The organism is Actinosynnema sp. NPDC023587, assembly GCF_040640215.1.
Taxonomy (GTDB): Bacteria; Actinomycetota; Actinomycetes; order Mycobacteriales; family Pseudonocardiaceae; genus Actinosynnema.
Genome location: NZ_JBFABG010000016.1, coordinates 42,942 through 64,616, shown reverse-complemented (window position 1 = coordinate 64,616; position 21,675 = coordinate 42,942). Strand labels below are relative to the sequence as shown.

General features: G+C 70.7%; 24 protein-coding genes and 1 tRNA gene. 6 read left to right on the top strand and 19 right to left on the bottom strand.

What is annotated here, in order from left to right; translation table 11 throughout:
• Positions 1-9: 9 nt before the first annotated feature.
• Both AB0G01_RS30510 and AB0G01_RS30505 read left to right on the top strand, forming a co-directional pair.
• On the top strand, positions 10-624 hold the full coding sequence (locus AB0G01_RS30510; protein ID WP_360952625.1) for a dTDP-4-dehydrorhamnose 3,5-epimerase family protein: 615 nt from the start codon (positions 10-12) through the stop codon (positions 622-624).
• Positions 611-2,068, top strand: coding sequence for an SDR family oxidoreductase (locus AB0G01_RS30505; RefSeq protein WP_360952622.1), 1,458 nt, complete (start codon positions 611-613; stop codon positions 2,066-2,068). The genes AB0G01_RS30510 and AB0G01_RS30505 overlap by 14 nt, the downstream gene beginning before the upstream one ends.
• Positions 2,069-2,089: 21 nt before the next feature.
• Here the strand turns inward: AB0G01_RS30505 and rfbB are convergent, their stop codons facing one another.
• Entirely contained in the window at positions 2,090-3,097 is a 1,008-nt protein-coding gene (gene rfbB / locus AB0G01_RS30500; RefSeq protein ID WP_360952619.1) for a dTDP-glucose 4,6-dehydratase, read from the bottom strand.
• 140 nt (positions 3,098-3,237) lie between these two features.
• On the opposite strand from rfbB, the gene AB0G01_RS30495 reads away from it, so the two are divergent.
• Positions 3,238-4,362: a nucleotide disphospho-sugar-binding domain-containing protein gene (locus tag AB0G01_RS30495; RefSeq protein WP_360952616.1), complete on the top strand. Its 1,125-nt coding sequence runs from the start codon at positions 3,238-3,240 to the stop codon at positions 4,360-4,362.
• On the opposite strand, the gene AB0G01_RS30490 is transcribed toward AB0G01_RS30495, so the two are convergent.
• The 7 genes from AB0G01_RS30490 to AB0G01_RS30460 all read right to left on the bottom strand — a co-directional run bounded on the left by AB0G01_RS30490 (position 4,359) and on the right by AB0G01_RS30460 (position 8,255).
• On the bottom strand, positions 4,359-5,006 hold the full coding sequence (locus AB0G01_RS30490; protein ID WP_360952613.1) for a hypothetical protein: 648 nt from the start codon (positions 5,004-5,006) through the stop codon (positions 4,359-4,361). The genes AB0G01_RS30495 and AB0G01_RS30490 overlap by 4 nt on opposite strands.
• A gap of 282 nt (positions 5,007-5,288) precedes the next feature.
• Positions 5,289-5,423: a hypothetical protein gene (locus AB0G01_RS30485; RefSeq protein ID WP_360952610.1), complete on the bottom strand. Its 135-nt coding sequence runs from the start codon at positions 5,421-5,423 to the stop codon at positions 5,289-5,291.
• Positions 5,413-5,667 (bottom strand): hypothetical protein, encoded by a 255-nt coding sequence (locus AB0G01_RS30480; protein ID WP_360952607.1) that lies wholly within the window; start codon positions 5,665-5,667, stop codon positions 5,413-5,415. The genes AB0G01_RS30485 and AB0G01_RS30480 overlap by 11 nt, the downstream gene beginning before the upstream one ends.
• Positions 5,668-5,782: 115 nt before the next feature.
• A complete protein-coding gene (locus AB0G01_RS30475) occupies positions 5,783-6,946 on the bottom strand; it encodes a restriction endonuclease (RefSeq protein ID WP_360952604.1) in 1,164 nt (387 codons plus the stop codon).
• Positions 6,943-7,302, bottom strand: coding sequence for a hypothetical protein (locus tag AB0G01_RS30470; protein ID WP_360952601.1), 360 nt, complete (start codon positions 7,300-7,302; stop codon positions 6,943-6,945). Before AB0G01_RS30470 ends, AB0G01_RS30475 begins: the two co-directional genes overlap by 4 nt.
• A 69-nt stretch (positions 7,303-7,371) precedes the next feature.
• Complete coding sequence (locus tag AB0G01_RS30465; protein WP_360952598.1) at positions 7,372-7,869, bottom strand: AAA family ATPase; 498 nt, start codon at positions 7,867-7,869, stop codon at positions 7,372-7,374.
• Between the two features lie 8 nt (positions 7,870-7,877).
• Positions 7,878-8,255, bottom strand: a complete 378-nt coding sequence (locus AB0G01_RS30460; protein ID WP_360952595.1) for a hypothetical protein — start codon at positions 8,253-8,255, stop codon at positions 7,878-7,880.
• A 205-nt stretch (positions 8,256-8,460) separates the two neighbouring features.
• Between AB0G01_RS30460 and AB0G01_RS30455 the strand changes: the two genes are divergently transcribed.
• Together AB0G01_RS30455 and AB0G01_RS30450 are read left to right on the top strand one after the other, a co-directional pair.
• Positions 8,461-8,706, top strand: a complete 246-nt coding sequence (locus tag AB0G01_RS30455) for a DUF2630 family protein (protein ID WP_360952592.1) — start codon at positions 8,461-8,463, stop codon at positions 8,704-8,706.
• Positions 8,707-8,893: 187 nt separating this feature from the next.
• The gene (locus AB0G01_RS30450) at positions 8,894-9,370 is read left to right on the top strand and encodes an SRPBCC family protein (RefSeq protein ID WP_360952589.1); all 477 of its coding nucleotides are present in this window, start codon (positions 8,894-8,896) and stop codon (positions 9,368-9,370) included.
• A 63-nt stretch (positions 9,371-9,433) separates the two neighbouring features.
• Here AB0G01_RS30450 and AB0G01_RS30445 read toward each other — a convergent pair whose 3' ends face one another.
• Genes AB0G01_RS30445 through AB0G01_RS30420 form a run of 6 tightly spaced genes read right to left on the bottom strand, consistent with a single transcriptional unit; the run spans position 9,434 to position 15,323 of the window.
• The gene (locus AB0G01_RS30445; protein WP_360952586.1) at positions 9,434-10,963 is read right to left on the bottom strand and encodes a fused response regulator/phosphatase; all 1,530 of its coding nucleotides are present in this window, start codon (positions 10,961-10,963) and stop codon (positions 9,434-9,436) included.
• A complete protein-coding gene (locus AB0G01_RS30440; protein WP_360952583.1) occupies positions 10,960-12,687 on the bottom strand; it encodes an ATP-binding protein in 1,728 nt (575 codons plus the stop codon). Before AB0G01_RS30440 ends, AB0G01_RS30445 begins: the two co-directional genes overlap by 4 nt.
• Positions 12,684-13,700 (bottom strand): ATP-binding SpoIIE family protein phosphatase, encoded by a 1,017-nt coding sequence (locus AB0G01_RS30435; RefSeq protein WP_360952580.1) that lies wholly within the window; start codon positions 13,698-13,700, stop codon positions 12,684-12,686. The genes AB0G01_RS30440 and AB0G01_RS30435 overlap by 4 nt, the downstream gene beginning before the upstream one ends.
• A complete protein-coding gene (locus AB0G01_RS30430; RefSeq protein WP_360952577.1) occupies positions 13,697-14,110 on the bottom strand; it encodes an ATP-binding protein in 414 nt (137 codons plus the stop codon). The genes AB0G01_RS30435 and AB0G01_RS30430 overlap by 4 nt, the downstream gene beginning before the upstream one ends.
• On the bottom strand, positions 14,107-14,472 hold the full coding sequence (locus AB0G01_RS30425) for an STAS domain-containing protein (protein WP_360952574.1): 366 nt from the start codon (positions 14,470-14,472) through the stop codon (positions 14,107-14,109). Before AB0G01_RS30425 ends, AB0G01_RS30430 begins: the two co-directional genes overlap by 4 nt.
• The gene (locus tag AB0G01_RS30420) at positions 14,472-15,323 is read right to left on the bottom strand and encodes an STAS domain-containing protein (protein ID WP_360952571.1); all 852 of its coding nucleotides are present in this window, start codon (positions 15,321-15,323) and stop codon (positions 14,472-14,474) included. Before AB0G01_RS30420 ends, AB0G01_RS30425 begins: the two co-directional genes overlap by 1 nt.
• Positions 15,324-16,174: 851 nt before the next feature.
• Between AB0G01_RS30420 and AB0G01_RS30415 the strand changes: the two genes are divergently transcribed.
• A tRNA-Leu gene (locus AB0G01_RS30415) sits at positions 16,175-16,257 on the top strand.
• Here AB0G01_RS30415 and AB0G01_RS30410 read toward each other — a convergent pair.
• From AB0G01_RS30410 to AB0G01_RS30390, 5 genes are all read right to left on the bottom strand, one after another.
• On the bottom strand, positions 16,239-17,990 hold the full coding sequence (locus AB0G01_RS30410) for a recombinase family protein (protein ID WP_360952568.1): 1,752 nt from the start codon (positions 17,988-17,990) through the stop codon (positions 16,239-16,241). The two genes, AB0G01_RS30415 and AB0G01_RS30410, sit on opposite strands and share 19 nt — an antisense overlap.
• A gap of 138 nt (positions 17,991-18,128) precedes the next feature.
• The gene (locus AB0G01_RS30405; RefSeq protein WP_360952565.1) at positions 18,129-20,219 is read right to left on the bottom strand and encodes a cell division protein FtsK; all 2,091 of its coding nucleotides are present in this window, start codon (positions 20,217-20,219) and stop codon (positions 18,129-18,131) included.
• Entirely contained in the window at positions 20,216-20,833 is a 618-nt protein-coding gene (locus tag AB0G01_RS30400) for a hypothetical protein (protein ID WP_360952562.1), read from the bottom strand. The genes AB0G01_RS30405 and AB0G01_RS30400 overlap by 4 nt, the downstream gene beginning before the upstream one ends.
• Entirely contained in the window at positions 20,830-21,162 is a 333-nt protein-coding gene (locus AB0G01_RS30395; protein WP_360952559.1) for a hypothetical protein, read from the bottom strand. The genes AB0G01_RS30400 and AB0G01_RS30395 overlap by 4 nt, the downstream gene beginning before the upstream one ends.
• Positions 21,159-21,488 carry a WhiB family transcriptional regulator gene (locus AB0G01_RS30390; RefSeq protein WP_360952556.1) on the bottom strand — a complete coding sequence of 110 codons (330 nt, stop codon included), beginning with the start codon at positions 21,486-21,488 and terminating at the stop codon, positions 21,159-21,161. Before AB0G01_RS30390 ends, AB0G01_RS30395 begins: the two co-directional genes overlap by 4 nt.
• Between the last annotated feature and the right edge of the window lie 187 nt (positions 21,489-21,675).

Below are 21,675 nucleotides of genomic sequence, written 5' to 3'. Positions count from 1 at the left end.
GGCGATCCCATGCAGGTGCGCAGGCTAGCGGTCGAGGGGGCGTTGGAGTTCACCCCGAAGGTCTTCCACGACGGGCGCGGGGCGTTCACCTCGCCCTACCAGGAACCGGCCTTCGTCGAGGCGACCGGGCGACCGCTGTTCTCCGTGGCGCAGACCAACCACAGCCGCTCGCAGCGCGGGGTGATCCGGGGCGTGCACTACACCGCCACCCCGCCCGGCGCGGCCAAGTACGTCTACTGCGCCCAGGGCAAGGCGCTGGACATCGTGGTGGACCTCAGGATCGGCTCGCCCACCTACGGCAGGTGGGACGCGTCGGTGCTGGACCCCGAGGACTTCCGCGCCCTCTACATCCCGATCGGCGTCGGGCACGCGTTCGTCGCGATGGAGGACGACACGGTGATGTCCTACCTGCTCTCGGAGAGCTACGTGCCCAACCTGGAGCTGTCGGTCAACCTGCTCGACCCCGCGCTCGGCCTGCCGCTGCCCGACGACGTGGAGCCGATCCTGTCCGAACGCGACACCGTCGCGCCCACGCTGGAGGAGGCGGTGGCGCTGGGCGTGCTGCCGAGGTACGAGGCGTGCCGGGAGATCGAAGCGCGGGTGCCCGCGGATGTCGTCCGCTGAGCGCTCGTTCCGCCTGACCGCCACGGACGTCGCGGCGTTCGCGGCGGCGAGCGGTGACCACAACCCGTCGCACGTCGACGTGTCCTACGCCCGGCGCACGCCGTCCGGTGCGCCGACCGCGCACGACGCGCTGGGCGTGCTCGCGGCCTTGGCCCCGGTACCGGCGGACGTGCTGGCCCGCGTGGTCGGCGTGACCGCGCGGTTCGCGCAGCCGGTGGCGGTCGACGCGGCACACCGCGTGGTGGTGGACGGGACGTCGGTTTCGGTGCGGCGCGGAGACGTGACCGCGATGTCGATCGCGCTGACGACCGGTGACCCGGACGCGGCGGAGGTGTTCCCGGCGGCGGTGGCGCTGCCGGGGGAGCCCGAGGCCGACGGCATCGCCGCACACCCGAAGGGGTCCCGGCTGGACGGTCCGTACGGCGTGCCGGACCCGGCGGGACTGCGGCAGCTCGCGCACCGGCTGGGAGCCGACGCGGTGCCGCCGTGGCTGCTCGGCGCGCTGGCGTGGACGAGTCGGCTGTCGGGCATGACGATCCCCGGACGGGACGCGCTGGTCTCGGGCCTGCGGTTGCGTCGCGGCGACGGGGCGGCCACCGGTCGCTACCGCGCCGAGGTGCGCACGGCCGACGAGCGGTCCGGCGCGGTCGTGGTCGACGCGGTGACCGGTCCGGTGGAAGCCGAGATCCGGGCGTTCCAGCGCCGACCGGTGCCCGGACCGACCCGGCGGACCGCGACCTCGGTGCTGCCCGCCGGCGAGGCGTTGGCGGGCAAACACGTCCTGGTCGTCGGCGGCAGTCGCGGGATCGGCTCGCACGTGGTGTCCGTGCTGGCCGCGCAGGGCGCGACGGTGTGGGCCACCGAGCGCACGGCCGGGGCGGTGGCGGCGCTGCGCCGCGAGTTCGGCGACGCGGTCCGGCCGGTGCGGCTGGACGCCACCGACCCGGACGCGGTCCGCGCCGCGTTCGACCTGCTGGCCGGGCAGGGGGTCCGGCTGGACGGCCTGGTGCTGTCGGCCGGCCCGCCGATCCCGGTGGCCTCCCTGCACGTCGACGAGGTGCCCGGCCTGCGCGGGTTCCTGGACACCAGCGCGACCTCGGCGCTGCTGCCCCTGACCGCCGCCCTGGCGCACCTCCGGCCCGGCGCGTGGCTGGCCGTGCTGTCCTCCGGCGCGGTCCTGGACACCCCGGCCGGGCGGCCCCAGTACGTGATGGCGAAGGCGGCGCTGGAAGCGCTCGGCCGGTACTGCGCCGACCACCACGGGCTGCGCGTCCTGCTCGCCCGCGCACCGAAGATGTGGACCGACATGTCGAACGGTCCGATGGGCCGCGTCGGGACCGTGCCGACCGAGCGGGTCGCGTCGGCGATCGTCGGCTGGGTGCTGCGCGACGGGGAGCAGCGCCTCACCGTGCTCTCCCCGGAGGAGCTGGCCGGGCGGGCGTGAGCACCCGCCCGGCCGCGCGGGTCACGACCGCGCCCACCCGCCCTCGGTCACCGGGCTGCGGGCGCGCAGCGGCTCCCACCACGAGCGGTTGTCGGCGTACCAGCGGATCGTGTCGCGGACGCCCTCCTCGAACGGGATGGTCGGCTCCCAGCCCAGCTCCTCCCGGATTCGCGAGGAGTCCAGCAGGTAGCGCCGGTCGTGGCCGGGCCGGTCGGCGACGGTCGTCTTCAACTCGGGGCCCTTGCCCAGTTCGTCCAGCACCAGGTCGGCCAACTGCTCCACGCTCGCCTCGTCGCCGGTGCCGACGTGGTAGGTCTCGCCGACCCGACCGCGCTCCAGCACCACGTCGATGGCGCGGCAGTGGTCCACGGCGTGCACCCACTCCCGGCGGTTGTCCTTCGACCGGTAGACCGGGAGTTCCGCCCCGTCCAGCGCGCGCGTCACGAACAGCGGCAGCACCTTCTCCGGGAACTGGTGCGAGCCGTAGTTGTTGGCGCAGTTGGTGATGCTCACCGGCAGGCCGAACGTCTCGTGGTAGGCGCGCACCGCGTGGTCACCGCCGGCCTTGCTCGCGTTGTAGGGCGTGCGCGGCCGGTACGGACTGCTCTCGGTGAACGCCTCCTCGGCGTCCAGCGCCAGGTCGCCGTACACCTCGCAGGTCGAGACGTGGTGGAACCGCCCGATCCCGACCTGGCGGGCCGCCTCCAGCAGCGACTGGGTGCCCAGCACGTTGGTCCGGAAGAACCGGGCCGGGTCCAGCACCGCGAGGCTGTTGTGCGATTCGGCGGCGAAGTTGACGACCACCTCCACGTCGTGCTCGTCGAGCAGTCCGCTGACCAGCGGGGTGTCGCCGATGTCGCCGTGCACGAAGGTGATCCGGTCGCGGACGGCGTCGAGGTTGGCCGGCACGCCCGCGTAGGTGAGCGCGTCCAGCGCGACCACCGCGTCGTCGGGGTGGGCCGCCGTCCAATAGCGGACGAAATGCGAACCGATGAAACCGGCCGCGCCGGTCACGAGCAATGAGGTCATAAGTCCAGATTAGTGCCGTATTACCGGCGCGACAGGCTTGGCGATCCCGATTGTTCGACCGGTAGCGTGGTGCTCTCCGGGGGTCGACCCGCCGTTGTGCGGCGGTCGCCCCGGCGATACCCACTACTCCAGGAGTCGCAGTGCGCGTGTTGTTCACGACCGTCGCCCTACCGGGACATTTCTTCCCCCTCGTGCCGCTGGCGTGGGCCTGTCAGGCGCTCGGGTACGAGGTCCTGGTGGTGACGTCGGACCACTTCGCCGACTCGGTGGTCCGATCGGGGTTGCCGGTCGCGACCAGCGGCACCGCGCCCCGCTTCGTGGACCTGGCCCCGACCCCGCGCGCCGACGGCCCGTCCGAGCGGGTGCGGCTGTCGCACGGCCGCGCGTTCGGCGCGCTGGCCGACCACGCCCTGGCCGGCACGTCGAGCCTGGTCGCGTCGTGGCGGCCGGACGTGGTGGTCGCCGAGCGGGCCGAGTTCGCCGGCCCGCTGGCCGCCGCCGACCACGACGTGCCGGCCGTCGAATACCACTGGGGCGCGGCGACCCTGGCGGAATACCGCTCCGGCGCGGAGGAGGCGCTGGCCGCCACCCTGGAGCGGCGCGGGTTGACCGGCCTGCCCGATCCGGCGCTCGTGCTCAACCCGTGGCCCCGGAGCCTGCACCTGCCGGAGATGGCCCACCACCGCAGCGCGCGCTACGTGCCGTACAACGGCGACGCCCGGTTGCCCGCCTGGCTGTTCCGCCCCAGGAGCGCGCCGCGCGTGATCATCACCCTGGGCACCCTGCTGCCGCAGTTCGGCCCGAACGGCGTGCGCGAAGTCGTGCTGCCGCTGCTGGAACAGGTGGCGCGGCACGGGGTGGACATCGTCGTGGCGGTGGACGACGCGGTCGCCGCCGACTGGCCCGCGCTGCCCGCCCAGGTCAGCCACGTCGGGCGGCTGCCGATGGCCCAGGTGCTCCAGGCGTGCGACGCCCTGGTGCACCACGGCGGTCAGGGCACCGCCCTGACCGGCCTGCACGCCGGGAAGCCGCAACTGGTCCTGCCGCACATCGACGACCAGTGGGGCAACGCCGACGCCGTGGTCCGGTCCGGGTCGGGCCTGAGCTTCGCCCCGCACGAGGCGGGCCCCGACGCGATCGCCGAGCGGTGCGTGGAGCTGGTGCGCACACCCGCCTACACCTCGGCCGCGCTCGACGTCGCGGCCGAGATGGCGGGCCAACCCGGGCTGACCGAGGTCGTGGAATCGCTGGAGAAGCTGGTCTAGTCGGCGGCCAGCCGCCAGTACTGGCGGTTCTTGTCGTCGCGCACGACCACGCCGAGGCGCGCGAGCTCGTCCCGCAGTTCGCGCGCGTCGTCGGCCGACTTCTCCTTGCCGCGCAACGCTTGTTCGCGCGCCTTGAGCAGCGCGTTGGCCCCGGTCGGCAGCCCCGGCGTCTCCGGCACCCACCGCCGGTAGTCCTCCCGGTGCGGGTCCGCGTCGAGCCAGCGGTAGCCCTGGCCCCGGAACGCCTCCGCGATCTCGGCGGGCCGCAGGTCCGACGACTCGCGCGCCAGCTCCTCCTGCCGACGCCCCAGGACGACGATCTGCTTGCCGTCGAGGAACGCCGCGTCGACCCGGTCGGCCGGGATCGAGGTGGAGTCGTCCCCGCGGGCGAGGACGATCTGCCCGGGGTCGACCGAGAGCGCCAGGCTCTCGTGCTTCCCGAGCACCGCGACCACGAGCCCGGCCACCGCCCCGAGCACGATCGCGCCGATCGTGGCCCAGGGTTCGGGAATGGAGTCGACCAGTTGCAGCGGTCCCTGGAACGGCACCCAGGGGAGCTTCAGCAGCAACCCGGCCAGCAGCTTCACCGAATAGACCGCGGCGGCCCCCAGCACCGGGAACCCGAACCACATGAACGCGCTCAACCACGGAGGATCGACAACGGTGACGCCATTCGGTCGATTCACGTGCTCAATACCCCTCGAACGCTGGATTTCGACGATTCCTTTCGAGTGTATCGAATTAGGCGGGACCGCCGAGGATCGGCCCTGCGGCACCACCACCCGGGCCCGCACCCACCGTGGGTTCCACCTCGCGCCGAATCGCCTTGCCGCGCCCATTACCGTCCACAAAGGATGCGGAACGTCCGAGCCGCCGCCCTCCGCGACCACGTCGTGGAGGGCGGCGGCTCCCGGAGACCGCTCCGGTCACGCCACACTGCGCAGCGGAGCCGATCCGGTCGTCCGGCGGTCCTCGCGCCTACGCAACCCGCGCCGCGTCAGCTTGATCAACAACGTGCCCGCCATCACGGCCGCGAACCCGCCGAGAATCCTAAATCGCATGGGAGAACTCCTTCGCTGGTAGGTCTTTCCCGGGCATTCCGGTCGCCGTAAGTCGCCTGTGGACGATCAACAGCAGGAGGCACGCCACCGTCACACCACCCGCCCAGATCCGCGTCGGATACCCGACACCCACCAGGGGAGCGAGCGCGTTGACCGCCCCGCTGACGCCCAACCCCACCCACAGCAGCAGGTGGATCACGGCACCGGAATTCCGAACCCGATCCACATCCGCCCGGTCGCCCATGACCCCAACCTACGAACGCACCCCGTCCCCGACGATCCCGCACGCGACCCGACCGGGGTGTGGCAGGCCCTACCACCCACCGACCCGCGCACCCCACCGGATCGGCGACACCACGTCAGGTCCAGGCGGAACGCGCCAACCGCTCGATCTGCGCGACGAGCTCCAGCGGCGGGACGCCGAGGTCCAGGGCGCAGGTGGTGATCGTGACCGGCGAGTTCAGGACCTGGTGCGGGGCGACGACCGCGTCGTCGCCCGCGTAGACGAGCCAGGCGCGGTCGACCTCCAGCGCGGTGCAGTAGGCGAGGACCTGGTAGAGGTCGGTGTTCGGGTACCCACCCGACCTGCCCTCCAGTTTGTACTTCGCGTCCACGACGAACCGGGGCGCGCCGTCCACCAGGTGCACCACGTCGACCTTCATCGACACCGCACCCCCGGCGTCGAGCTTGGCCGGGAACTGCCTCTCGGTCCGGCCGGGTCCCGAGCTCCACGCCTCGGTCAGCGCGGTGGTCACGAAGTCCTCGAAGGCGTTCTCCATGTTGACCACGAACGCGGCGATCGACAGGCCGTCCCTGCCGACCTCGAAGGAGAGCGTCTTGAGCACGAGCTCCGCGATCCGCAGCGCGGGCTGGTACGGGGCGTTGAGCCGGTGCGGGTGCCACCGCGGCAGAGGAGCGCCGCGCGTCAGCGGCGAGATGCCGGTCAACCGGTGCAGGAGGTGGCGCAACCGGACCCGGATGCCGTCGTCGACCCGGGGAACCGTGAGCACCCGCCTGATGGCGGCCCGCAACAGCCGGTTCTCGGGGATGTCCGCGGTGAACTCGTCGTGCGTGACCTCCACCGGCATCACGAGACCGGGCCGCCTGCCGATCTGGTCCCCGACCCGGATCCGCCCCCGGATCACCGTGCTCGTCGCGTGCTCGGTGGTGTAGCCGGCGAGCACACCGCGCGCCAGCGCGCGTTCGGCGTTGCGGCACAGGGTCTCCGCGACGATGGCCCACAACCCGTCCGCTTCCACGCCCTCGACGTTCTCCGGGCGGAAACCGGGGTTCCTCGCGTACCCGAGCATGAACAGCAGACGGGGGATGCCGACCTTGGGGTTCACCACCACGTCGAGCCCGTAGGCGTGCACGGCACCCACCCGCTTGGCCTTCGGGACCAGCGTGAACGTCGTGCCGTTCGGCCGGACGTCGACCAGACCGCACTCCCGGAGGTAGGACTCCTGGAGGGGTGTCAGCGCCACGGGCTCGCCGGTCCGGTCGTTCTCCTCAAGGGAGATCACGGGCGGCTGCGGATCGCGTCGAGGCCGAAGGTCTCGTGCACCCGCTGACGGGACATGCGCTCGTAGTAGTGCTCTTCGAGCAGCGGCAGGATCGAGTGCTCCCACACGAGGTCCAGGCCGTGGTCCGCGTCCGGCTTCATCAAGTACGAAGGGCCGATCTTGAACTCGTGGTCGGTGCCGATCGCGTCGTTGAGCTTGGCGAGCAGCGCCGCCCGCCCGTCGACCTTGCCGTTCGCCTTGGCCCACCGCGCCAACAGTTCCCTGACCGGCGGGTGGTCCGGGTGCAGTTCGAGGAAGGCGAAGCGACGGCGCATGGCCGCGTCCACCAGCGCGATGGAACGGTCGGCGGTGTTCATCGTGCCGATGACGAAGATGTTGGGGGGCAGGGTGAAACGGTCGCCCGGGGAGTACTGGAGGTCGATCGCCTAGTCGCGGTACTCCAGCAGGAAGTACAGCTCCCCGAACACCTTCGGCAGGTTCGCCCGGTTGATCTCGTCGATGATCAGGACGTAGGGCCGTCCGCTGTCGGCTTCGGCGTCGGCGGCCAGGCGGCGCAGCGGGCCGTGCACCAGCTCGAAAGCGGCGGTGGTGCCGTTGGCCCGTGGTCGGAACCCCTCGAAGAAGTCCTCGTAGGAGTACGACGGGTGGAACTGCACTAATCGGATCGCGCCGGAGTGGGTGAGGTGACGGGCCAGCTCCCGGGCCAGGTAGGTCTTCCCGGTGCCGGGTGGCCCGTGGAGCACGACCTGTTTCCGGTGCTGCAACAACGTGACGGCCCGCTGCAACCAGGGCAGGTCGAAGTGCAGGCGATCGGCCAGTTCCGGGGTCGCCGCGGGCAGCTCGACCGGGCGGGCGGTCGGACGGAGGGGGAGTGCGAGGTCGGCGGCCAGTCGGCCGGAATCGGCGGGGCGGTAACCGGGCACCAGCAGGCTCAGCCGGATCTGCTTGGTGGCGTTGCCGTCGGCGCTGCGCCCGATCCGGCTCTCTGCGCCCGACCCAACTGCCTGCGGAACTGCTCGATGTCCGAGATCTGCGCCAGCTCGACCGGGGACTCCAGGATCGTCCTCTCGGCTTCGGGCAGCGCGCGTGCTCTGCCGGAGTCCACGACCCCGCCCACCACGACGGCCCCGCGATCGCGCAGCCGGCCGAGCAGCAGTTCGAGCGCGCGGTTGTACTGGTGGTTGCGGGGCTCCGCGGCCCCGGACGCCCTGCCGCCCGCGCTCTTCATGACCAGCGCGAGGTGGTCACCGTCTGGTTCGATCTCGAACTCCGCGTTGAGCACGGTGCCCGTGTCGTCCGTTGCGTGCATGTGTCGATCGTCGTGCAACGGTGCGAAGGAGTCATCTCGGGGCCGGGTCTCCGGAGAGGAGCCCTGGTCAGCGCAACGCACGGCAGAAGAGCGCCACGCACGGTATGGATGACGTCGTTCATGTTGTCGGTCGGTGTGACAACGTCATCGTCGGGTGGTTCGCGCTGGATGGCGCACCCGTCGACCCCGTCCTAGGCTCGGACGCATGACGGACGCGGAGCTCCACGAGCGCATCAGCGGCCTGGTGGCCGAGGAACACGAACTGCGCGAGCGCGTGGTGGCCGGCGAGCTGGCCCCGGAGGACGAGCAGGCCAGGCTGCGCCAACTCGAAATCACCCTCGACCAGTGCTGGGACCTGCTGCGCCAACGCCGGGCCCGCCACGCCGCCGGCCAGGACCCCGACAGCGCCCACATCCGCCCACCCGGCGAGGTGGAGGGCTACCGCCAGTAGCCGCCACCGACGCCCGGGTCCGCCCCGCCCGGTGGGCAACACGCTCACCGCCCGGTGGGCAACACGCCCGACACCGGCGACGAGAAAAGCCTGAGCCGCACCACGTTCCCGAACCAAGAGGGTGGTCGAACCTGGCAGAATGTCCGACGCAGCTCACCCACTGTCGGACCACAGGAGCAAGTGCATCGTGCGAACCGACCACCTGACCGAAGCGCCGGTCGTCAACGCCCGAATGCTGATCCGCAGGCCGGTCGGTGAGGTGTTCCAAGCGTTCGTCGACCCGGAGATCACCACCAGGTTCTGGTTCACGAAGAGCAGCGGCCGACTCGAACCCGGTGCCGAGGTCACCTGGACCTGGGAGATGTACTGCGTCTCGACGCTGGTCACCGTGCACGAGGTCGTGGAGAACGAGCGGATTGTCGTCGAGTGGGATTCCGACGCGCCCACGCGGATCGACTGGCGCTTCCAGCCCACCGAGGACGGCCACACGATCGTGAGGATCACCGAGAGCGGCTACCACGGGACCGCCGACGAGGCGGTGGGCCGGGCCATCGACTCCATGGGCGGGTTCACCATGGTCCTCGCCGCCGCCAAGGCCCTGCTGGAGCACGACATCGTGCTGACCGTCGTCGCGGACGCCCACCCGGCGGGCGGCCCCGAGTGAACCCGGTTGCCCTGCCTGCCGCGTGACCGCCCCGCCGACCGCCCGCCCTCAGCGGGGACGACGTCAGGCTTCGGGGAGCCGGAAGGCGAACAACGCGATGTCGTCCTTCTTGTTCGCACCGAACCGGGCCAGCAGGTCGTCGCACAGGGCGTCCATGTCGACGTCCGGGCGGACCGCGTCGCGCAGCAGGTCCATGCCCTCGTCCAGGTTCGCGCCCGAGTGCTCCACCAGGCCGTCGGTGGTGAGCAGCACCAGCGCACCCGGCGGCAGCCGGACGTGGCTGACCGGCGGGTGGGGCAGGCCGATGCCGAGGATCGGCCCCCGGACGGCCAGGTACTCCGCGCCGTCCCCGTGCGCGACCAGCGGCGGGATGTGGCCGGCGTTGGCCACGACCGCCGAGCCGTCCGCCGGGTCCACCAGCATCAGGCACATCGTGGTCAGGCCCTTGATCGGGTGGTACCGGGACAGCATCGCGTCCAGCTTGCGGAGGATCTCGGCCGGGTCCTCCTCCTCCACCGCGTAGGCGCGCAGCGCGTGCCGGACCTCGCCCATGATGATCGCCGCGCTGATCGAGTGGCCGCAGACGTCGCCGATCGCGATCAGGAACCGGTCACCCAGGCGGGTCACCTCGTAGAAGTCGCCGCCGATCTCGGCGTGCGCCGAGGCGGGCACGTAGCGGGCGGTCATCGGCAGCTCCGGCACCACCGGCAGCTCGCGCGGCAGCAGGCTGCGCTGGAGCACCACCGCGAGCTGGTGCTCCTCGGAGTACGCCCGCAGCGCCTCGGCGGCCAGCACGGTGGCCTGCGCGAGCTGCACCAGCAGGTTGCGGTCCTCGTCCGTGGTCACCGCGGCGGGCGGCACGGCCAGCAGCACCGCCGGGCGCTTGGGCGTGCTCCGGGCCACGACCACCGCCGCCGGCACCCCCGGGTCCCACGGCGGGTCGGCCACGATCGTCACACCCGTGGCCAGGTCGTCGAACTCGGGCGCGCGCGCCACGACCACGCTGCCGCCGTCGGTGGTCCGGGCGAGCCACGCCCCACCCTCGCCGGCGGGGCTGATGGCCGCCGCCGGGCTCGCCAGCACGGTCGCGGCGGCGAGCGCGGCCTCGGCGGCCAGGGCGTCGAAATCCGTGGCGGCGTTGACGGCCAGGGTCGCGGAGGTGAGCTTCGCGAGCCGGTCGGCCAGGCGCTCGGCCAGCGCGCGGGCCCGGTAGTAGCGCAGCGCGGCTTCCACCGTCGCCATGAGCTCGCCGGCGTCCACGGGCTCGGTGAGGTAGGCGTCCGCGCCCCGGTTGAGCCCGGTGATGCGGTCCTCGGCCTCGCGGAACGCCGCCGAGACGTGGACCACCGGGATCGCGGCGGTGCGCGGGTCGCCCTTGATCCGCTCGGCCACGTCGAAACCGCTCATGTCCGGCAGGTCGACGTCCAGCACCACGATGTCGAACTCCTGCGCCGCCAGCAGGTCCAGGGCCTCGCCGCCGGTGACCGCCTCGGTCACCCGGTGCCCGCCCCGGCGCAGCCAGCTCGCCCGCACGTAGCGGCTGGCCTCGATGTCGTCCACGACCAGGACGTGCGCGCCTTCCGGTGTCGTCATCGGGGGTCCTCCGGTCGTACCAGGCGGACGGCGTCGCGCAACGCCCGGCGCAGGGTCGACGGCGCGATCGCCGCCGCGTTGAGCAGCACCGCCGACAGGCCGGTCACCAGGCGCTCCAGGTCCGGGTCGACCCCGCCGGTCACCACGACCACGGGCACCGCCCGCAGCTCGTCGTCGGCCCGCAGGAACGCCAGGATCTCCGGGCCGCCCACGCGCGGCACGTCGGCGGCCAGCACCACGACGTCCGGCCGCTGCGCGCGGACCCGTTCCAGCGCCTCGCGCCCGTCCTTGACCTGCACGACGGTGTGCGCGACACCGTCGAGCGAGATCACCACCCGCGCCCGCACGGCGTCGTCGGCCTCCACGACCAGCGCGGTGTCGGCGTTGAGGATGTCGGTCTCGGACTGGGGGAGCCACAGCGTCATCTCGGTGCCCTCGCCCGCCGTGCTGCGCAGCACGATGTCGCCGCCGAGCAGGCGGGCCAGCCGGCGCGCGTAGGGCAGGCCCAGCCCGGTGCCGCCCGCGCCCACCTGGAGGCGTCCCGGCACCTGGTAGAACTCCTCGAAGATGCGCGACTGCTCCTCCGGCGGGATGCCGATGCCGGTGTCGGCGACCGTGAAGCGGACCGTCTCGTCGGCGTGGTCGGCCCGCACCCCCAACCGCACCGTCCCGCGCTCGGTGAACTTCAGCGCGTTCGACAGCAGGTTGCGCAGCACGCGCTGCAACATCACCTCGTCGGAGATCAGCGGCAACGGCCCCGGCACCGGGTCGAAGACCAGCTCGACCTCGGCGCTGCGGGTCATCGGCCGGGACGTGCCCTGCAACTGGGCCAGCACCAGCGGGACGTCGACCGGCGCGAACTTCGGGCGCAGGCTGCCCGACTCGGCCTTCGCGGTGTCCAACAGCTCGTTGACCAGCGCCAACAGCGTCGAGCCCGCGTCGTTGACCAGGTCTATCTGCCGCCGCTGCTCCTCGGTCAGCGGATCGCCGCCGGGCGCGACCAGCAGCCGGGTCAGGCCGATGATGGAGTTCACCGGCGACCGCAGCTCGTGGCTGATGTTGGACCAGAACCGCGTTCGGGCCGCAGCGGCCTCCCGGAGCTGGTTCGACTTCTCCTCCAGCTCGGTGTAGAAGGCGACCACGCCCAGGTTGGTCTGCTCCAGCTCCTCGGAGAGCTCCTTGTGCAGCGCCACCACGCCCTGGTTGGTCTCCTCCAACTCGTCGTTGAGCCGCACCAGGTCCCGGCGCTTGGCCTCCAACGACTCCAGGGTCTCCAGCAGATCCCGGTTCTGCGCCCGCAACTGCTCCAGCACGTCCGCTGCGGGCAGCGACAGCATGTCCCGCAGGTGCGCGGTCTGCGCCGGGGTGGGCCGCGCGTGACCGCGCGGCAGCGACTTCACCAGGTCCACACCGTCACCGGCGACCTCGAACCCGTCGAGCAACCGCCGCGCGGTGTCCCAGCCCGGCCCCCGCACGTCCACCGTGCCGATCGCGATGACCAGCGCCGGCTCCGGCTCGGCGCGCAGCCGGAACACCAGCCCCGTCGTCGGCCGCACCGCGATCAGCTCACGACCCACGTCGCTGAGCGCCGTCGCCACCCGGATCTGGTCCTGCGGGTCCAGCCCGACGGTGGCCGCGACCTCCCGCCCGAACTGCCGCAGCAGGAACACGTCGGCCTCACGGGCCACGGCGAACCGCAGCAGGTCGTCGGCCGGCGAGGTCATACCGCCACGACCAGGGCGCTCGCGTCGTCCCGGCGCACGCCCGCGTCGCGCACCAGCGTCGCCGCCAGCAGCAAGGGGGAGGAGACCCCGGCGACGTCCTCGGGCGTCCAGCGCTCGGTGAGCCCGTCGGAGTGCAGCACCACCAGCGCGCCGGGCGGCAGCTCGTACTCGAAGGCCTGGATCGTCCGCGCCTGGTAGCCCGCGATGCCCGGCACGGACACCATGGTCCGCTTGCGGTCCTCGACCAGCACGGCCCCGGCGATGTTGCCCAGCCCCGCGTAGCGGATCACGCCGCGACCGGGGTCCAGCGCCGCCACCGAGACCGCGCCGCCGCGCGTGCCCCGCAACGCCCGGTGCAGCTTCGCGACCACCGCCTCCGGCACGGTCGGCTCCTCGTCGCAGAACACCCGGACGGCCTCCCGGGACGCGGACGCCGCCAGCGGCCCGTGCCCGGAGCCGTCGCACATCATCAGCCACAGCTTCCCGCCGGCGCGGCGCACGGCGTAGGCGTCGCCGCACACCTCCTCGTCGGCGATCGGCCGCGTCACACCCGCCGAGACCGGGTCCCCGGCGAAGTCGGGCACGCCGCGCTCCCGCCGGTGGAACCGGGCCGCGAGGACCGTGCCGCGGTCACGGCGGGTGGACACGTCCAGGAGGTCGGCGCTGCGCGCCACCACGCCCAACCCGATGCCCAGCGTGCCCGTGGTCGACTCGCCGTCGCGCATCGCCAGGCCCAGGTCGGCGATGCCCGGCCCGCTGTCGACCGCGACCACCTCGACCGCCGCCCGGTCGTCCGCCCGCAGGGCCCGCACCAGCAGCCGACCACCGCTGGTGTGCTTGTGCAGGTTGGTGCCGATCTCGGTGACCGCCAGCCCGATCTCGGCCACCCGCGTCTCGCCGAACGCCAGCCGCTCGGCCAGCGCCGTGGCGACCCGCCGGGCCCGGCCCACCTGCGCGGCCTCCTCCACCCGGACCCAGGCCACGTCCTCCGCGACCGGAATGCAGGTGGTCACCCCTTCCACTTCACGACCGTCACCGTCGTGCCCCGGCCGACCTCGGTGTCCAGGTCGAACTGGTCGACCAGCCGGCGCGACCCGCTCAGCCCGAGACCCAGGCCGCTGCCGCTGCTCCAGCCGTCGGCCAGCGCCAGGCCCAGGTCGGGGATGCCGGGCCCGTGGTCCTCGAACGCCGCCCGCACCCCCTGCCGCCGGCCGTCCGAGACGAACTCGACCCGCGCCACGCCGCCACCCCCGTAGACCAGGGTGTTGCGGGCGAGCTCGCTGGCCGCCGTCACCAGCTTCGTCTGGTTCACCAGCGACAGCTTCGCGCGCTGCGCGTAGCCGCGCACGAGCTGGCGCACCCGCACCACGTCGTCGTCGCCGGTGATCGGCAACTCCTCCGGCTCGCCTTGCGCCGCTGTCACCGCGAGCCTCGGCGCAGCTCGCCGAGGATCTTCAGACCGCGTTCCAGGTTCAGCGCCGTCCGCACGTCGCCCAGCGTCAGCCCGAGCTCGACGAGCGTGATCGCGACCGCCGGGCGCATCCCGACGACCACCGTCGTCGCGTCGAACAGGCGGGACAGCGAGGCGATGGTGGCGAACATCCGCCCGATGAAGGAGTCGACGATCTCGACCCCGGAGATGTCGATGACCACGCCGTGCGCGCCGGTGTCGGAGATGCGCTCGGCCAGGTCCTCCTGCAACGCGAGCACCGTCTGGTCCTGGAGGTCGATCTGGATCGACACCAGGAGGACGCCGCCGATCTCCAGGATGGGGACGCGTTCCATCAGCGACCCTTGCCGGCGGCGGCGACGACCTCGACACCCTCACGGCGCAACGCGTGCCGCAGGGCGTCGGCCAGGGACGCCTTGGTGGTGATGTCGCCGAACTCGATGCCCAGCGCCACGATCGTCTGGGCGATCTGCGGCCGGATGCCGGAGATGGTGCACTCCGCGCCCATCAGGCGGGCCGCGAACGCGGTCTTGAGCAGGTGCTGGGCGACCTGGGTGTCCACCGCCAGCACGCCGGTGATGTCGATGATGGCGTGCTCAGCGCCGGTCTCCACCAGGCTCTCCAGCAGCTTCTCCATCACCACCTGGGTGCGCGCGGAGTCGAGCGTGCCGACCAGCGGGACGGCGAGCACGCCCTCCCACAGCTTCACCACCGGGGTGGTGAGCTCCAGCAGTTGCTCGGACTGCTCGGTGATGATCTCCTCCCGGGCGCGGGCGAAGGTCTCGAACGTGACCAGGCCCAGCGCGTCGAGCAGCGAGGAGAAGTCGATGAGCTCGCGGAACAGCTCCGCGTCCGCGTCGTCGCCGATCAGCTCGAACACCACGCGCTTGAGCGCGAAGACGCTGGACGCGGTCTCCGACGGCGTGTAACCGCTGCGGGCGCGCGTCCGTGACATCTCCGCGAGCACGGACCGGATCTCGATGTACCGCTCGTCGTCGATCCTGCGCCCGTCGTTGCCCACGAGCGGCAGCAGGACGGCGTAAACCTCCCGGAACTCCCGGTCGAGCTCGGCCGCGGTGACCCGCCCGCGCAGCGATTCCGCAGCGGCCCGGACCCACCGCTCGACGATCACGTCCTTCTGCTCTCGAACCACAACGGCCAGCCGACGCCCGTCTTCCGCAACCACCAGGATCCTCCTCAGCACCACTGTCGTGCGTGACAGTAGCCGCTCGGCCAAGCGCCTTCCGGCCCGGCGGATGCCCCGCGGACCGTGCGGCGACTCCTGGCTGTGACCTACCTCGCCGACCATCACGGGACGTACCGGAAAGCCCACGAACAGTGGCCGTTCCGCCGGGGTGGCAATGCACCTGCGGATCAGCTCGTCAGCGTGAAGACGAACCGGTAACCGAGCTCGACCCCGGCGGCCCGGGTGACCGCCCCGTCACCGTGAGCGTCGGCATAGGCCCCCGTGCCCCCCAGGTCACCGCGACCGAGACGTCGGCGAACCCCTCGGTGATCGACCGGTAGGTCCGCATGCCGGAAAGTGGAGTTCCCCATCCCGCAGCCGGAAGGTCGACGTGCACAGCGCGGAGACCGCAGGAGGCACCGCCACCGATCCGGCCGCCATCGGAATCCCACAGCTCCCCACCGCTGACGAACGCGGTCCCGACACCAAGCGAAGCAGAAACCGGAATCCCCCGACACACCAACACTCCCACTCACTCCAGCAGTCCACTTAGGACTAAATCCGGCCCCGTGTCAGCCCTACGACCTGTGCCACCTCAGTCACCATCACACCCACAGGATGGCAACTACCCTCCGTTCCAGCCTGATCCACGGAGCGCCATCTCACTCACCGGCCACACCCCCTCGCCCGCCGCCTGACCGCGCTCCTTCCACCTCCGGGGTCTGACCTCCGGTCATTCCCGTCGCAATGCTCTGATCAGCGCAAACTCAGAGTGGCCTGCAAGCGAGCACCCCGATTTGGACCATGAAAGACGATCATGTAACCTATGGGCACACCACGGCGAGAGCCGAGTCCGGGTGGCGGAATGGCAGACGCGCTAGCTTGAGGTGCTAGTCCCCGAAAGGGGGTGGGGGTTCAAGTCCCCCCTCGGACACGCACGTTATCCACACGCGGGGAGGCCGTCACTGTGACGGCCTTTTTTGCGTGCTCGTACAGTAGCTCTACCTGCAACTTTGCGTAGAGCTGGGCCAGCCGCTCCGGCTTGGCGTCATCCAAGGTGGCCTTGATGTCGCCGAGTGAGTCGATCATGGCGTACACCTCGGCGACGTCCAGTTTCCCCCCGCTCTTGACCTTGGACAGCTCTGCCCGTGCCGCTTCCCTGTCCGCTTGTGCCTGGTTGATGACCTCGACCAGTGCCGCCGGGTCAACACCCGCCTTGATCGCCTGCTGATAGCGGCTCAACTGCTCCTCTGCCGCCGCGAGCCGTTTCTTGGTGTCGCTCGCGCTGTTCTTCTTGGTGCTTTCCTGGGAACCGAGCAGGCCTGCAACCGTAGCGTCCACGTTCTCCGGCGCGAACAGTCGCCCGATCCAGCCATTGAGCGCGGTCAGAACAACATCCTCGCGAAGGTTCACGGTCTTCGGGTGGTCAGCCAACGCTGGCGAACCGGGCGCGAGCGTCCGAGCCGTACACCTGTAGTAGGTGCCCTTCCGAACCGGCTCACCCTGCATCTTCCGGCGGCACACCGCACACCTGATCAAGCCGCGCAGGGGATAGGACCGCTTGCCGGCGGTCCGCGTGCGCTCCAACTTCGCAATACCCCGCATCCCGCCGGCCGCGCGCGTCCGCCGGAGCAGGTGCGCCTCAGTGAACGTCTCCACGGACACGATGGCCGGATGTGCGGGACGTCGGGACCGCACGACGCGATCCGGGCTCGAACGACGGAAGCGGGTCACGTGACCGGCCGCCACGTCATCAGGGTCCAATAGCACTTCGTGTCGGGTCCACCGACCGAACACGGCGTACCCCGTGTACCGAGGGTTCTCCAGAATCGCGCGCACCGTGCTGCCCTGCCATCCGTCCGCAAGCCGGTGCCTGTTCTGGTCCGGCCGCCGCAGCGACGGACACGGAATGCCCTCCCGGTTCAAGATGGCGGCAACAGCCCGATCCCCGTTCCCGTCCAGATACTCGGCGAAGATCCGCCGAACCACCTCGGCACTCGGCTCGTCAACGGCCAGCATCCGAAGACGGAACCCCTCAGCAGCCTTTCTCGGGTTGGGATGCGGCCCACCGTCGACCACGTTGTAACCGTAGGGCGCACGTCCGCCCTGGTGCCTGCCTTCGTTCACCACCTGCGCGTCCATCGCCGCTCGAACGCGCGCTTGGACGTGCTGACGCTCCGACTCACTCATGCCGCCGAGCACGCTCATCAGCATCTTGTGAGAAGGGTTCCGAGCGTCGAACTTCCCACCCAGCTCCGGAACCCACAGGTCGACGCCATACGCGGCGAACTTGGGCGCAACAAGAGAGAACTGGTTCCCGAACCAACACCTGGTGCCCTCACCCACCACCACCGCGTTCCATCCCCGATGAGGGTCTTTCAACGCAGCCAGCAAGCGCGCAGCGTCACCCCGACGCTCCCACGGAACCGACCGTGACTGCCCGATGTCGAAGAACTCCTCAACGACCGTGCCGCCGAACGGCCCGACGAACTTCCGGGCGTTGCCGAATTGCCAGCCGCGTGACGTCTCGGGGTCTTGGTTGTCCTCGGTCGAACAACGCCCGTAGGCGGCTACAGGCCCGATCCCATCATCGACAGCGTCGACCACCTCGACGCCGAGCAGTTCGTCCAGCGTTGCCCACGGGTCATGGCTGATTTCAACAGTCATGGTCACCCCCTCCCGGAGGTCCGTCCAAGACCTCCACCTCGGTCGCTTCGACCAGTATCGCAAGCAGTATGCGGCTGGTCACAGGCGCTAGTACAGGAGGAGCGTCCGGCAGGTACACCGTGACGTCCTCACCTGCGCTCACGTCGCACCAGGCTCGTCAGAGCCGATTTCATCATCGGCCAGCCCCGCAGCCACCCGGATGTCGGCGGTGAGGTAGCCGCGCACCCTGCGCACCCCGTCACCGTGCGGGACGTACTGCCTCACGGGCGGACAGCCGAGCTCGCTCATCTCCCGTCCGAACGTGCCCGCGTCGACCTCCAGCGCCTCGACAAGCTCGGCGGTGGGCACGAACTCCCGCGCGTCCAGCTCATCACCGAGGTAGTCCACAACAGCGGCCAACAGCTCCGGCACCTCGTCAACCCACCCGTCAGCCGCTCCGCTGCCCAGCACACCCGCCACAGCCGAGGCGTCGACCGGCCGAGCAGCGTCATCCCCGACCGCATGACCGCCAAGCGTCCCGGCAGCCTCCCGCAACGCCCGCCCACGCTCGCAGATCACCCGCCAGTCAGCGTTCGGCATGTAGTACGTCCGCACGGTCATGGCGACCAGGTCCGCCCCGGCGTCGGTCTCCCCGTCCGGCCGCAGGATGCCCACGCCCTTGTGACTAGGCAGCAACGTGGACGCGTCATACCCACGCGTGTTCATCTGCTCGCCCAACACGATGTTGGAATCGCGCCAGTCCATCACCCGCAACGCGAACCGCGACCCCAGCACCGCCCGCAACCGCGACGGAATCGTGTTCGAGTCCGGCCGCTGGGTGGCCAGGATGACCACCACCCCAGCCGCCGGACCCTTGCGCACCAGGTAGGTCAAAAGATCCGCGATGTACGCGCCCAGCGTGGTCTTCTTCCCGCCAACCTCTTCCCGAACGGGGTTTTCAAGGAAGACCTGCACCTCATCAACGATCACCGCCGTGACCGGCATCCCCAACCCCACATCACGCGACATGGCAGGAGTGATCTTCGACTCCGGACAGACCTCATCGTCCAAAGTGGCCATCCGCGCGTACCGGGCTTGCACCTCTGCCACCAACTCCAGCAGGAGGTCCCGCACCGCGTACGCCTGGGCCAACCCGTCCCCGCACACAAACCGGTACGCAAGCTGCTCGATAGCGTCCCAATCCTTGCCTCCCTTGCCATCGAACGCATACAGCCGCGCATACGGGTCCAGTACCAACCCCGATGCGGCAAGCCGAGCGGAAAAAGTCTTGCCCTGCCTGGGAATCGCCCCCACAAGCAGCGACGTCCACACCAACGGAAGATCAACCCGCCGACCCCGCGCGTCACGCCCGAACGGCACCGCCCGCCACGCGTCCCACCGCTCCGCATCCACCAACGGCGTCCGCATCGGCGGCCCCGCGTACGGGTCCTCATCCGCCACCCAGAAGAACACCCGCCCGGCATGACCCCCACGACCACGCACCCGCTCAACGATGAGCTGCACCTCATCCACAGCCAACGCCGAGGCCAGCGCATCCCGGTTCTTGATCACATCCACGGCCTTGCGCGTAGCCGGCAGGTCGACTGTGACCGCCCACCCGTCACCAACCCGCGCAGCACGCTCCACCAACCGCAAGGACTCGTCCTTGCCGATCAACTTCGCGTCCCGAAAGGCATCTACCAACACCTGGGCATCCATCGTCCACGTCAGCGTCCGAGGCCCACCCAACACAGCCTTCCGTCCCGGTGCCCCGTCCTTCCGACGCCCCGTGATCGCCAACGCGCCCGACACAAGCCCGCCGGCGATCCACAACGCCACCCCGCCGTAGACCAGGTGCCCAACAGCAACCACCACCGAAGCCGCACCCACAACGACCCCGGTCACCTTCCACCGGAACAGCGTCAACGCCCGGATCTCAACGAACTTGTCCGCCAACTTCTCCGACTGCTCCGCAGCCTCCCGGTAGTCCCGCACCCGCACCCAGCGCCGCCACGCCCGCACGGCGACCACCAAACCGCGACCCACCGATCGGAGAAACCGCCCAGGCAACCGCACCAACCAGGCAAGCGCATCGTTAACGACCCGCCGCAGCCCGTCCCGCGACCTCAACTCAGAAGGGATAACCCGCGACCGCCGCCACCCACGATTCACCCTCGGGACGACCTCGCCCCGCTCAGGAACCACCTCACCGTCATAGACCTGTTCGACCGGCACCAAATCACCGTTCACGATCGGCCCCCGTCCTTACCGAGCGTCGCCGCAAGCCGAGAAGACAATCCGCGCGAACACCCCGTGACCTGACGAACCCACGCCGGCGTCACCACCACATCCGCTGTACGCGCAGCCCGAGCAACCACCAAGTACTCCGCAAAGGACGTACGAGGAGTGGGCGGCCCTGATGGCTCCGCAGCACCACCCGGTGCAGCGTTGACAACCGCCGCGCCGAGCTTGTCCCGCAACTCCGTCACAGCCTCAGCCGCAACGAACACCACCAGCGGCGGCACCGAGTGCAGCACCACGAGCGCGGCCGAGCCGTCCATGAACGCGCCCCAAGTGTTCATGACGTACGTGGCCGCCAGCGTGAACCACTTGGCACCACGCACCCATCCACCCATGCGCACGCCATGCCGAGCCGTCACCTGCTCAGCCCGCAGGATGGCCAGCAACACCAGCGAAACCATCGGGTCCAGCAGCCAAGCCGCACACCAAGCCAACGACCACACCGCAGCCCCGGCCGCCGCGAACTGCTGAACGTTGGTCATCGTGAACGCCAATCCCAGCAAGATCCCGGTCCAACACAGCCGGTCCACCTGAACCACCACCCGAGCGACTGGCTCACTCATCGCCGCTCACCCCGCCGACGCCGAGGTTCGTAGGTGGTCACCATCAACGCCCGCGTCAACGTGTAGGACGCGAACAGCGCCGGCACCACAAGCACGGCCACCAGCAGCCACCCACCCCCACGATGGGTCAAGACCACCCACTGAACAACCACGATCAACGCCGCGTTGCACACGACCCGCCCGGCCAACGACACCAGCCGAACCCCACCCTGAGCGGCCCGAGCCGTCGGCTTGGCCCGACGAGCACCCGCCCGCCACACCACCAGCAGCACCAGGACCACGCCAAGCCCAGCCACCACCTGCACAGGCGTGAGAACAAGACCGTTCATGAACACGGCCCCCTCTCGGCACGTTCACCGCGCCGGAGCCAGTGCGCGTACAACTTCCGCCGATCGTCGGCGGCCAGCGCACCCCACACCCCCACGGTGTCCTCGCCACCCGTCCGCAACTCCAGTTCCAAGCACTCGTCCCGGACCGGGCACCCCGCACACATCCGCGCGGCCAGCTCCCGATCGGTCATCTCCTCATCGGCCCACGGCGGCACCTCCGTGAACGCCCCCATGCACAGGCCATCCCGCGAGACCACGTCAGCGAGCACGCCCGTGGGCACCCACCGCAGCCGATCAAGCTCCCAAGCGATCCAGACCAGGTTCACGGCGTACTCCCACCGCAGGACTCACCGAGCAGCCGAACCACCACACCGGCCGGAACCACACACCGCCCGTGACGCCACACCACCGGCAGCGTCCCGACCCGGACGGCCCGGTGGACAACGGACGGCTTCACGCCCAGCAGCCACGCAACCCGCCGAACGGTGTAGCCGGAAGAAGACAGAGAAGTCC